The organism is Nocardioides sp. LHD-245 (assembly GCF_030929495.1).
Lineage (GTDB): Bacteria > Actinomycetota > Actinomycetes > Propionibacteriales > Nocardioidaceae > Nocardioides.
In genome coordinates this window covers 1-12,128 of sequence record NZ_JAVFWN010000020.1, presented here as the reverse complement: position 1 = coordinate 12,128, position 12,128 = coordinate 1, and the positions used below count along the sequence as shown (strand labels likewise).

Below are 12,128 nucleotides of genomic sequence, written 5' to 3'. Positions count from 1 at the left end.
CGAAAGGAGCGGCCATGACGAGCGAACGAGGCTTCGCAGCCGCTGACTACACCTCGCCCTGGATCGACGACGAGATGCGCGCGCTCGGGGAGACCGCCGCGCGATTCTGTGCCGAGGAGATGGTGCCGCACCTCGCGGAATGGGAGGCGCAGCAGCACGTCGACCGGGACCTGTGGCACCGGGCCGGCAAGCAGGGCCTGCTCTGCTGCTCGATCCCCGAGACGTACGGAGGTGGTGGCGGCACCTACGCGCACGATCTCGTCGTCTTCCAGGAGCAGGCCCGCAGCGGTCAGTCGGGCTGGGGCAACAGCGTGCACAGCGGAATCGTGGCGCACTACATCCTGGCCTTCGGCACCGAGGAGCAGAAGCAACGCTGGCTCCCGGCCATGGCGAGCGGTGACCTCGTCGCAGCCATCGCGATGAGTGAGCCGGGTGCGGGATCCGACCTGCAGAGCATCGCGACGCGTGCCGTGAAGGACGCCGAGGGCTATCGGATCTCCGGCTCCAAGACCTTCATCTCCAACGGAGCACAAGCCGATCTGGTCATCGTCGTGGTCAAGACGGATCCGACCGCAGGAGCCCGCGGCATCTCCCTGATCGGAGTCGAGGTGGAGAAGTGCTCGGGCTTTCGCCGCGGCCGGATCCTGGAGAAGATCGGTGCCCACTCGGCGGACACCTCCGAGCTGTTCTTCGACGACGCCTGGGTGCCGGAGGCGAACCTGCTCGGCGGCGTGGAGGGTCAGGGTTTCGTCCAGCTGATGGAGCACCTTCCCCAGGAGCGGCTGGTCGTGGCGCTGTCGGCCGTCACCATGGCCGAGATGGCGGTGGAGCAGACCATCGCCTACACCCGGCAACGCCAGGTCTTCGGCAAGCCGCTCTTCGACAAGCAGAACACTCGGTTCGAGCTCGCCGAGTGCGCCACGCTGGCGCATGTCGGGCGAGTCTTCGTCGACTCCTGCATCACTCGCCACCTGCAGGGGGACCTCGACACCTCGACAGCCGCCATGGCCAAGTACTGGCTCACCGACATCCAGGGGCAGGTGATCGACAGGTGCCTGCAGCTCCACGGTGGCTACGGCTACATGCGCGAGTATCCGATCGCGCGAATGTATGAGGACGCTCGGGTGTCGAGGATCGCGGGTGGCAGCAACGAGGTGATGAAGGAGCTCATCGCCCGGACGCTGTAACAGCGCCGCCCCAGCCCTGCTCGCGGATCAACCGCACGTCCTCGAACCAGACCCCAGCACCGAGGCCCGCCGATCGACCCATCCCGCGAGCCGACGACATCGTTCCACCCGACCCATTCCGTGCCCTCGACTGCCGATGTCGAGACGACTACAGGAGCCCCCAGTGACAGGCCCTTCAACGGCGGACGCGCTCGTCCGCTATGACATCCCGCGACCACGAGTCGCCCGGATCACGCTCGCGCGACCGGACGTCCGCAACGCCCAGGACACCCGTCTGCTCTATGCGCTCAACGACGCTTTCGACGTGGCCGCGCGTGACAACGACGTGTCGGTGATCGTCCTGGCCGCGGACGGACCGCACTTCTCCTCCGGGCACGACCTGTTCGAGCTCGATCCTCTGGCCGCGATCCAGGAGCACCGTACCGTCGGGACCTGGTGTGGCTTCGACTGCGACGGGGCCGAGGCGCAGATGGCTCGGGAGAAGGAGATCTATCTCGGATTCTCCGAACGCTGGCGGAACATACCGAAGCCGACCATCGCTGCCGTGCAGGGCAAGGCGATCTCCGGCGGCCTGATGCTGGTGTGGCCCTGCGACCTGATCGTCGCGGCCGACGACGCCCAGTTCATCGACAACACGGTCGCCATGGGCATCTGCGGCGCGGAGTTCTTCCACCACCCCTGGGAGCTGGGCGTGCGCAGGGCGAAGGAGATGCTCTTCACCTCCGATGCCGTGACCGCAGCCGACGCCTATCGGCTGGGAATGGTCAACCAGGTCGTTCCGGGCGACGAGCTCGAGACCCGGACCCTGGAGCTCGCCGAGCGGATCGCGCAGAAGCCCGCGTTCGCGCTCAAGGTGACCAAGGAGGCCGTCAATGCGGCCCAGGACGCCCAGGGCCGGGTGCCGGCCATGCAGACGTCATTCGCCCTGCATCAGCTGTGTCACAGCCACAACCAGCAGGTCCACGGGCAGCCGATCGACCCCGGCTTCGCCCTGCCGGCCAACTCACGTCAGGCCGGAACCGCATGGTGACCGACGCCAGCGCCGTTCTGGTCGAGAGGGAGGACGCGACGGTCTGGATCACCTTGAACCGGCCGGACCGGCTGAACGCCATCACCCCGGCGATGGCCGACGACCTGCTGGCGGTCTTTACCGCTCTGGCCGACGACGAGGCGGCGAGGGTGGTCATCCTCCGGGGCAGCGGTCGGGCCTTCTGTGGCGGGCTGGACATCAAGGAGACCCTGGCATCGATGGGTCAGTGGGACATCGACGCCCAGGACGACTCCGAGCCGTCGGTGCTGGCCCGGATCATCCTGGCTATCCGCCGATGCCCCCAACCGGTCGTGGCGCTCGTCCACGGAGCCGCGTGTGGTGGCGGCTTCGCGTTCGCGCTGGCGGCCGATGTGCGGATCGCCGGGGAGAGCGCGCGGATGAACGACGCCTTCGTCAACCTGGGCGTCTCCGGATGCGAGCTGGGGGTGTCGTACTTCCTTCCCCGCTACATCGGGCTCTCGGCCGCGTCGGAGCTGATGTACACGGGCCGCTTCATCCACGCCGACCGGGCTCACGAGCTCGGCCTGGTCTCGACGGTCGTCCCCGACGAGGAGCTGGAGCAGGCGGGCAGGGACCTCGCTGCGGAGATGCTGCGGGTCGCGCCGCTCGCGCTGCGCAAGACGAAGGAGACGTTGGCCAAGAGCATCGGCATGACCGATCTCGAGAAGGTCCTCGCGCTTGAGGAGGCGACGCAGCTGGAGTGCATGCGCGGCCCCCTCTTCGAGGAGGGCCTCCGCGCGTTCGTCGAGAAGCGCGACCCGCAGTTCACGGCGGATCCCGGGACCTGACCCACTCGCCAGGCAGCAAGTCGTCAACACCAGTCTCGGCCCGGAAAGAACCATCACGAGGAGTGAAGAGATGAAGCGGAACGTCGTCGCCATGGCCGTGACGGGCGCACTCGTCCTGGCAGTGGCAGGTTGTGGGGGAGAGAGTGATCCCTCGGCGCCTCACGAAACCGCCCCAGGCTTTCTAGCCGTCGCTGACCAGTCGGCCACCGCGGAGGGGCCGGTCACCATTCAGATGGGATTCGATGCCTCGGAGGTCGGCGGCTACGACCCGCAGGCCGCCGTCAACGGCCAGTCGTGGGCCCTGTATGGCCTGGTCTACGAGCCTCTGGTCGATGTCGACGAGAACTTCAACGTCGTTCCGCGGCTGGCGAGCTCGTGGGAGCAGCCCGACGACACCACCTACATCTTCACCATCGACACCCGGGCGACCTTCTCGAACGGGCGTGCCCTCACGGTCGACGACGTCGTGGGTAGCCTGAACCGGCTCCGCGAGGGCGGCACCGCCTGGGGAGCGCAGGTCTCCAGCATCGCTTCGGTGACCGCATTGGACGACCAGCGGGTTGAGGTCGAGCTCAGCGAGCCGTACACGCCGTTGCTGGCGGCGCTGGCCAACAATCCGGCCAGTATCTTGCCGATGAAGGAGGTCGAGGCCGGCGAGATCGATCTGGCCACCGAGATGCTCGGGACCGGGCCGTTCGTGGTGAAGAGCCACCGCCAGGACAAGGAGTGGACCTTCAGCCGCAACGCGGAGTACCGCAACGTGAAGGATGTCCACATCACCGAGCTCCAGGTGGAGATCGCGACCAACGAGGCGACCAGGCAGGCCGCGCTGCGCGAGGGAAGCATCGCGATGACCACCTTCTCCGGTGTCGACGCCGTCCGGCTGCTCGCCAACAGCGGTGCCTCCGTCTACAGCCAGCAGCAGACCGACTTCTTCACGCTGTCGATGAACAGCCTGCGGCCGGGGTCGCCTTTGGCGGACCAGGATCTGCGGTTCGCCATCAACGCGGCGGTGGACCGCCAAGCCCTCTCCGACGCGGTCTTCGCGGGGGAGGCCAAGGCCACCGGCATCACGCCGTCGAACCTGCCCGGTGCCTGTGACCCCGCGGACCTGCCCTCGGCCCAGCTGAGCCACCAGGAGATCGTCGATCTGGTGAAGTCCAGCGGATATGCGGGCGAGACACTCGAGTTGGTGATCTACAACTCCGACCCGGTCCTCGCACAGATGGCCCAGGTGGTCCAGCAGCAGCTGGACGCGGTCGGGGTCAAAGTCAAGATCGAGCAACTGGATCTCGCGACCTTCCTGGCCCGGGGGCAGCAGAGTCCTGCGGACCTCGACATGTCACTCGGCGCCTTGGCCGGATACTCCGACGCGGTGATGGTCTCGCAGCTCTGGAACTCGGCCGCCGGACTGACGGCATCGTTCTCGCAGGCACACGCGGATCTCGATGCACTGATCGTCCAGGCAGCCGGCCAGCCGGCGGATGAGACGCGGGCAGGGATCCTCACCGACCTGTGTCGCACGGTGGACGAGTACTCCGACTGGGTGACGCTCGTGCACCGTCCCGTCGTGATCGGCGTCAACGAGGACCTGCTCACGATCGACCTTGCGACCGACGAGGGATACAACAACGTCTTTCGGCACCTGCCGACCGCCCGGCTGACCAAGGCAGCCGACTGACCCCACCTTCGGGTGCCCGGACGTTGTCACGAAGGAGTGATCATGAAGAGAGAGACCCTGACGGTCGCGGCCACGGTGCTGGCCTTGGCGCTGTCGGCCTGTGCCGGTGGTGGAGGCGGCGGTGCGCCCAAGCAGGAGGAGGTCGCGCCGGGCTTCCTCGCGGTCGCCGACGAGTCGGCCACCGCGGAGGGCCCGGTCAGCATCCAACTGGCGTTCGATCAGGCCGAGGCGGGCGGCTACGACCCGCAGATGGCTGCTCTGGGGCAGTCCTGGTCGATCTTCGGCCTGGTCTACGAGCCTCTGGTCGATGTCGACGAGAACTTCAACGTCGTTCCGCGGCTGGCGAGCTCGTGGGAGCAGCCCGACGACACCACCTACATCTTCACCATCGACACCCGGGCGACCTTCTCGAACGGGCGTGCCCTCACGGTCGACGACGTCGTGGGCAGCCTGAACCGGCTCCGCGAGGGCGGCAGCCAGTGGGTCGCGCACGTGGCCAGCATCGCTTCGGTGACCGCATTGGACGACCAGCGGGTTGAGGTCGAGCTCAGCGAGCCGTACACGCCGTTGCTGGCGGCGCTGGCCAACAATCCGGCCAGTATCTTGCCGATGAAGGAGGTCGAGGCCGGCGAGATCGATCTGGCCACCGAGATGCTCGGGACCGGGCCGTTCGTGGTGAAGAGCCACCGCCAGGACAAGGAGTGGGTGTTCGCTCGCAACCCGCACTACCGGGATGTCGACGAGGTCCACATCACCGAGCTCAGGCTGGACTTCGCCAGCAACGATGCGACCAGGCAGGCCGCACTGCGCGAGGGAAGTGTGGCGATGACGACCTTCAAGGGGGTCGACGCTCTCGACCTGATGGCTGATTCGGGCGCATCGATGTACATCCAACAGCAGACCGGCTTCTTCTACTTCGCCATGAACAGCCTGCGGCCGGGGTCGCCCCTGGCGGACCAGGATCTGCGGTTCGCCATCAACGCGGCGGTGGACCGCCAAGCCCTCTCCGACGCGGTCTTCGCGGGGGAGGCCAAGGCCACCGGCATCGCGCCGTCGAACCTGCCCGGTGCCTGCGACCCCGCGGACCTGCCCTCGGCCCAGCTGAGCCACCAGGAGATCGTCGATCTGGTGAAGTCCAGCGGATATGCGGGCGAGACACTCGGCCTGCTCATCTACAACGTCAACCCGGCTCTGAACCAGGTGGCGCAGGTGGTCCAGCAGCAGCTGGACGCGGTCGGGGTCAAGGTCAAGATCGAGCAGGTCGACCTGGCCACTTACCTCCAGCGCGGCCAGCCGACCCCCGCGGAGTACGACCTCACACTGGGCACGCTCGCCGGCTACTCGGACCCCGCGATGGTCGCTCGCTTCTGGCGTTCCGACTCAGACGTGAGCTCCCACTTCTCGGAGAAGCACGATGACCTCGATGAGCTGATCTCGAGGGCGGCCAGCGAGCCGATGGGGCCGTCCCGCACGGAGATCCTGGCGGACCTGTGCCGCACGGTCGATGAGTACTCCGACTGGGTGACCCTGGTCCACCAGCCGATCGTCTACGGCATCAACGAGGAGCAGGTCACCTTGGACCTCGCGGTGGACGAGGGATACGAGAGCATCCTGCGACACCTGTCGAGCGGGCGCCTACCGAAGGTCGTGGACTAGAGCATGAGGTGGGAAGAGATATGAGCGGCGTACTCCGATGGATCCTCACGCGGCTGCTCGTGATGGGCGTGACGCTGCTCGGGGCGTCCCTCGTCATCTTCTTCGCGCTCCGGCTCCTGCCTGGTGGCTATGAGTCGGTGGTGCTCGGTCCGCTCGCCTCGGAGGAGCAGCGGCAGGCGGCGGCTGAGCGGTGGGGACTGGACCAGCCGCTGTGGGTGCAGTACTGGGAGTGGGCCCGCGGCGCGCTCACGGGTGACTTCGGGATCTCGCTGATCAGCCAGGTTCCCGTGCTCGACGAGCTCCAGCTGCGGATGCCGGTGACGGGGACCCTCGCGCTGATGGCCCTTGCCGCGGCGGTTCTGGTGGGGGTGCCGCTCGGCATTCTCACCGGCCTGCGCAGCACCCGCCGCTCGGGTGGTGCGGCCGGCCGGTTGGTTGCGGGGCTCGGCATCAGCATCCCGGAGTTCGTGCTCGGTCCGGCCGTGCTGTACGTCGTCTCGGTCCGGATGAGCGGCTTCGGAGTCGGTAGCCTCTCCAGGCTGACGGAGGATCCGGTCGGGCTGGTCCGGGCGTTGGTCCTGCCGGCTGGAGTGCTTGCCTTCAGCTGCGTGGCCGTCACCGCGCGCACGACGCGAGACGTCGTGATGGGAGTGTTGGTCGAGCCGCACATCACCGCGGCGGTGGCGCGCGGCGAAAGACCGTGGCACATCGTGCGGCACCACGTCTTGCGGAACTCGGCGGTGCCGATCCTCACCCTGCTCGGCACGATCACGGCCTACCTCCTGGGAGGCGCGGTGATCGTGGAGACGGTCTTCAACATCCCGGGCATCGGCTCCTACATGATCACCGGACTCGGCCGGCAGGACTACGCGGTGGTCCAGGCGAGCGTGCTGCTGGCGGCGACTCTCTTCGTCGTCATCAACGCAGCGCTCGAGATCGCGGCGACCTTCGTCGATCCCCGCGTCTCGTCGAAGGGGCGCCGATGATGACGTCGACCAAGCTGTTCGTGCGGCGGCTTCTCAAGGACCCGCTGATGCTTGGTGCGGTCGCCGTGCTCGGTGTGCTGTGCCTGCTGGCGCTCGTGGCCGCTGTCGTCCCGTTCGCGGGGAACCCGACGGAGATCAAGGGAATGCGACTCTCCCCACCAAGTGCGGAGTACCCACTCGGTACCGACTCCATCGGTCGATCGCTACTCCCCCGGCTCCTGGAGGGAATCGGCGTGACCCTGGTGATCTCCGCGGTCGCGGTGCTGATCACGGCCGTGGTGAGCACGGCCGTCGGCGTCGTCGCCGGATACGCCGGCGGCTGGACCCGCGAGATCATTCTGCGGGTGGTCGACGTCTTCTATGCCTTCCCTGCGATCGTGCTGGCAATCCTGGTGGCGGCGGTCGCTGGACCGGGGCGTCCGGCGGCGATCGCGGCGATCGTGCTTGTGACCGCGCCGTTGATGGTCCGGATGATCGCTGTGCAGGCGGCCAATGTGGCGTACCGCGACTTCGTGACCTCGGCGCGGATCTCCGGGGTGCGGCTCCCGGTCATCCTCGTCAGGCACGTGCTGAGCGGAGTCGCAGGCACCCTTGCCGTGCAGGTGACCTACGCGCTGGCCGTCGGCATCCTGGTCGAGGGCGGCTTGAGCTTCCTCGGCTACGGGGCCCAGCTCCCCGAGTCCTCACTGGGCCTGCTCGTGCAGGAGGGGGTGGTGTACATGACGGCTGCACCGTGGATGCTGTTCGCCCCGGTGGCGGCGCTGGTCGCCTCGATCCTGTCGATCACGATCGTTGGAGACACGCTGCGTGACCGCCTCGAGCCCAGGGAAGTGAGGAGCCTGACATGAGTGAGCAGTCTGAGCCCATTGTCGCCGTCGATGGCCTCGTCGCGGAGTACGACGCCCGCGGTGGGGTCGCGGTCGCCCTGGCGGGGGTCGATCTGCGTATCTCCCGCGGAGAGCGTCTCGGCATCGTCGGAGAGTCGGGTTCGGGGAAGACCACCCTCGCCCTGGCGCTCGGTGGGCTGCTTCCGGGCAACTGTCGACTCTCCTCCGGGGTGGTCAGCAGCTGCGGCACCACGGTCCGCGCCGGCGACGGCAGGACGGCACGAGCTGACGAGCTGCGGACCCTGCGACGGGAGAAGATCGCGTTCATCGCCCAGGACCCGGCTGCCTCGCTGGATCCGACGACGCGGATCGGTCGCCAGTTCGCAGTGGCGATGAAGGCACAGGGCAGGCCCATGACGCCGGATGAGATCGACGAGGCGCTGTCGGCCGTGCGTATCGAACGACCGGGCGAGGTGCGCCGTCTTTACCCGCACCAGGTCTCGGGAGGCATGGCCCAGCGGATCGCCATCGCGATGGCGGTTGCCCGGCGGCCACAGCTGCTGATCGCCGACGAGCCGACGGCGGCGCTCGATGTCGAGGTGCGTTCCGAGGTGCTCAGTCTGATCGTCCGGCTCGCCGCCGAGCATGACATCACGTTGATCTGGGTCAGCCACGACATCCCGGCGGTACGACGGTGGTGCACTCGGGCTGTGGTGATGAACGACGGGCGGGTGGTCGAGCAGGGACCGGTGGACAGGGTGCTGGTCGAGCCGGAGCATCCCTATGCACGCGAGTTGGTGAATGCGCTCCGAGCCGGAGCGGGGGCGGGAGAGCAGCGATGAGTGATGTGCTCGACATGCGTGCCGTGGGCATCCATCTCGGCCGGGGCAAGGGCCGCAGGGAGGTATTGCGCGACGTGACGCTACGCATCGCACCGGGCGAGACGCTGGGACTGATCGGGTCGTCCGGCTCCGGCAAGACGACGGCGGGCCGGATCGCCCTCGGCCTGCTGCGGCCCGATTCCGGGACAGCCACCGTCTGCGGGACGCCCTACCGCCGATCCCGGCGGGAGCATGCCGGCAAGGTGCAGGCAGTGCTGCAGAGCCCACAGTGGTCCTTCAATCCGCGTCGGCGTCTCGGTGACTCGATCATCGAGCCGCTGGGTGTCGTGGACCGCGGGCTCGACCGTATGGCGAGGAAGGAGCGCTGTGCGGCCCTTCTCGTTCAGGTGGGTCTTCTGCCCGTGCACGCGGAGCGGTATCCGCACGAGCTGTCCGGGGGGCAGCGGCAGCGGGCGGCGATCGCCCGGGCACTCATCACCGAACCCGAGTTCGTGGTGTTCGACGAGGCGGTCAGCGCGCTCGACGTAGCGGTCCAGCAGAAGGTGCTGCGGCTGATCAGGAAGTTGCAGGACACGCACGGCTTCGGAGCGCTGTTCATCTCCCACGACCTGGCCGCGGTGCGGGTCGCCTCCGACCGGATCGCCGTCATGCTGGCCGGAGAGATCGTCGAGCAGGGTGCCCCGGGCGAGGTGCTCGACCATCCGGAACATGCCTACACCCGGCGACTCATCGAGACCCTGTGAACTGCCGAGCGGTGCCGCGATGGCGCCGCCATTACTGCTGAGAGGAACGTTGAGATGCGAGTGCCGGTCAATGGTGTCCACCTCTACTTCGACGTCGAGGGCGCGGGACTGGTCCCGGACGGCCCGGCGATGCGCGAGCGGGAGACGCTGGTCCTGGTCCACGGTGGCCCCAGCTCGGACCACGCGGTCTTCAAGCCGCACATGTCGACTTTCGCCGAGGACGCGCAGGTCATCTATTACGACCACCGCGGGCATGGTCGAAGCGACATTGGACAGGCCGAGGACTGGACCCTGGCTCAATGGGGGGCCGACCTGGCCGGACTTCTCGATGCGCTGGAGATCGAGAGGCCCTACGTTCTCGGGGCCTCGTTCGGGGGGTTCGTCGCGCAGTCGTTCGCCACGCAGTTCCCCGACCGGGTCGCCAAGCTGGCCCTGGTCAGCACCGCGGCCCGGTCGGACAACACGCTGTCCGCCGAGATGTTCGCCCGCCTCGGCGGGCCCGAGGTCGGTGAGGTGGCCCGGGCTTGGCTTGAGCAGGACGAGGGGGCGGACCAGGAGGAGTTCCTCAGCCGGTGCCTGCCGTACTACACGGTCGAGGAGCTCGACGTTGAGGCCCTCGGCCGCTCGGTCGAGCGGCCCTATCTGCGTGACCACTTCTTCGGCAAGGGCGGCGAATGGCACACCTTCGACCTCACCGGACACCTCCAGCAGCTGACCTGCCCAACCCTCGTCCTGCACGGCGCGCTGGACCCGATCCTTCCGGTGTCGCTGGCCCAGGAGATGCACGCCGCCATCCGCCCTGACCTGGCCCGGCTGCATGTCGTGCAGAACGCGGGACACGGATGGGGCGATCAGCAGGACGAATGGCTCTCGACCCTGCGCGAGTTCTTCTTCGCCGAGCCGAACCGATAGAGCGATCCAGGACGAGAGGGCAGACCGTGCGCGATCTGAAGGCGCAGGCGATAGCGGCCATCGAGGAGAGTGCCGCGGAGTTGGTGGAGGTCTCGCGACGGATACACGCGAACCCCGAGCTCTCCTTCGCCGAGCATGGTGCCGTCGATCTGTTGTGCGGCGTCCTCGAACGGTGCGGTCTCTCGCCGCAGCGCGCGGCATACGGGCTCGACACGAGCTTTCGCTGTGAGATCGGCGATCAGGGTCCGACAGTCGCGATCCTCTCCGAGTACGACGCGCTCCCGGGCCTGGGACATGCCTGTGGGCACAACCTCATTGCCGCGATGGGCCTCGGCGCTGCTGTCGGCCTGAGCCGGACGGTTGGGCTCCCCGGGCGGGTGCGCTACCTCGGGGCGCCCGCGGAGGAGGAGGGAGCCGGCAAGGCCCTGATGGTCGCGCAAGGTGCCTTTGACGGGGTGGAGGCAGCGATGATGGTGCATCCGGCTGGTGCGAACCTGGAGGAGATGCCGTCGCTGGCGGTCACGGGAGTGAGCGCGCGCTTCTCGGGCGTGGCCTCCCATGCCGCCTCGGCACCCGAGGCAGGGGTGAACGCACTCGACGCCTGTGTCAGCGCCTACCAGTCGATCGCGCAGTTGCGCCAGCACCTCACCGCCGACGAGAAGGTGCACGGCATCATCACCCACGGTGGAACGGCACCGAACGTCATCCCCGAGCGGGCTGAGGCGGTCTATCTTCTCCGCGCCCGGGATGTCACGAGATTGACGGGATTGGCCTCGCGAGTCGAGGCATGTCTGTCCGCGGGAGCGCTGTCGGCGGGTGCAACGGTCTCGCTGACCTGGTGGAAGCATCGCTACCACGAGCTGCGGAGCAACGGACCGCTGGCACGGGCGTACCGGCAGAACGCCGAGGCGCTGGGGCGGAGCTTCGTGGAGCTCGCTGAGGTACCGCTCGGCGTGCGAGGCAGCACCGACATGGGCAACGTGAGCCAGGTCGTGCCGTCGATCCACCCGACGATCGATATCGGCTCGGCGAGCACACCACCACACTCGGCAGGATTCGCGGACTGCGCGGCCTCTGCCTCCGCTGAGCAGGCGCTGCTCGACGGGGCGAAGGCGATGGCGATGACGGCGATCGATCTGCTCTGCCAGCAGGAGCTGCGAACGGCGGTCCGTCAGGAGTTCGCCCGAGAAGAGGCTGATGAAGAGGTGTCACCGTGAGACCCGCGTCATCGTGATGCCGGGGCGGCGCACTGCGCCGGTGCCTGACCGCATCTGAACACGACCGCGAGGCGCGCCGCGCCGGCACGCGGGTCCATCGACAACGGAGGTGTATTCCCATGGGTCGTTTCGACGGGCGAGTCGCCGTCATCACCGGAGCCGCGCGCGGGATCGGGTTCGGCACCGCCACCCGCTACGCCGAGGAGGGCGCGTCGGTCGCGATCGTCGACCTCGACGA

The 12,128-nt window shown here is 67.9% G+C and carries 12 protein-coding genes; all 12 read left to right on the top strand.

Annotation, left to right across the window (positions count from 1 at the left end):
- Positions 1–14 precede the first annotated feature (14 nt).
- Entirely contained in the window at positions 15–1,187 is a 1,173-nt protein-coding gene (locus RB608_RS24970) for an acyl-CoA dehydrogenase family protein (RefSeq protein WP_308090795.1), read from the top strand.
- A 163-nt stretch (positions 1,188–1,350) separates the two neighbouring features.
- The gene (locus RB608_RS24965; protein WP_308090794.1) at positions 1,351–2,217 is read left to right on the top strand and encodes an enoyl-CoA hydratase; all 867 of its coding nucleotides are present in this window, start codon (positions 1,351–1,353) and stop codon (positions 2,215–2,217) included.
- A complete protein-coding gene (locus tag RB608_RS24960) occupies positions 2,211–3,026 on the top strand; it encodes an enoyl-CoA hydratase-related protein (RefSeq protein WP_308090793.1) in 816 nt (271 codons plus the stop codon). Before RB608_RS24965 ends, RB608_RS24960 begins: the two co-directional genes overlap by 7 nt.
- Positions 2,917–4,707, top strand: a complete 1,791-nt coding sequence (locus tag RB608_RS24955; protein WP_308090792.1) for an ABC transporter substrate-binding protein — start codon at positions 2,917–2,919, stop codon at positions 4,705–4,707. The genes RB608_RS24960 and RB608_RS24955 overlap by 110 nt, the downstream gene beginning before the upstream one ends.
- 42 nt (positions 4,708–4,749) lie before the next feature.
- Positions 4,750–6,363, top strand: coding sequence for an ABC transporter substrate-binding protein (locus RB608_RS24950; protein WP_308090791.1), 1,614 nt, complete (start codon positions 4,750–4,752; stop codon positions 6,361–6,363).
- 20 nt (positions 6,364–6,383) lie between these two features.
- Positions 6,384–7,349 carry an ABC transporter permease gene (locus tag RB608_RS24945; RefSeq protein ID WP_308090790.1) on the top strand — a complete coding sequence of 322 codons (966 nt, stop codon included), beginning with the start codon at positions 6,384–6,386 and terminating at the stop codon, positions 7,347–7,349.
- On the top strand, positions 7,346–8,197 hold the full coding sequence (locus RB608_RS24940; RefSeq protein ID WP_308090789.1) for an ABC transporter permease: 852 nt from the start codon (positions 7,346–7,348) through the stop codon (positions 8,195–8,197). The genes RB608_RS24945 and RB608_RS24940 overlap by 4 nt, the downstream gene beginning before the upstream one ends.
- The gene (locus RB608_RS24935; RefSeq protein ID WP_308090788.1) at positions 8,194–9,018 is read left to right on the top strand and encodes an ABC transporter ATP-binding protein; all 825 of its coding nucleotides are present in this window, start codon (positions 8,194–8,196) and stop codon (positions 9,016–9,018) included. The genes RB608_RS24940 and RB608_RS24935 overlap by 4 nt, the downstream gene beginning before the upstream one ends.
- Positions 9,015–9,761, top strand: a complete 747-nt coding sequence (locus RB608_RS24930) for a dipeptide/oligopeptide/nickel ABC transporter ATP-binding protein (protein ID WP_308090787.1) — start codon at positions 9,015–9,017, stop codon at positions 9,759–9,761. Before RB608_RS24935 ends, RB608_RS24930 begins: the two co-directional genes overlap by 4 nt.
- A gap of 54 nt (positions 9,762–9,815) precedes the next feature.
- Complete coding sequence (locus RB608_RS24925) at positions 9,816–10,673, top strand: alpha/beta hydrolase (protein ID WP_308090786.1); 858 nt, start codon at positions 9,816–9,818, stop codon at positions 10,671–10,673.
- Positions 10,674–10,699: 26 nt separating this feature from the next.
- On the top strand, positions 10,700–11,890 hold the full coding sequence (locus RB608_RS24920; RefSeq protein ID WP_308090785.1) for a M20 family metallopeptidase: 1,191 nt from the start codon (positions 10,700–10,702) through the stop codon (positions 11,888–11,890).
- A 119-nt stretch (positions 11,891–12,009) separates the two neighbouring features.
- On the top strand, positions 12,010–12,128 hold a 119-nt coding region (locus RB608_RS24915; protein ID WP_308090882.1), incomplete at its 3' end, for an SDR family NAD(P)-dependent oxidoreductase.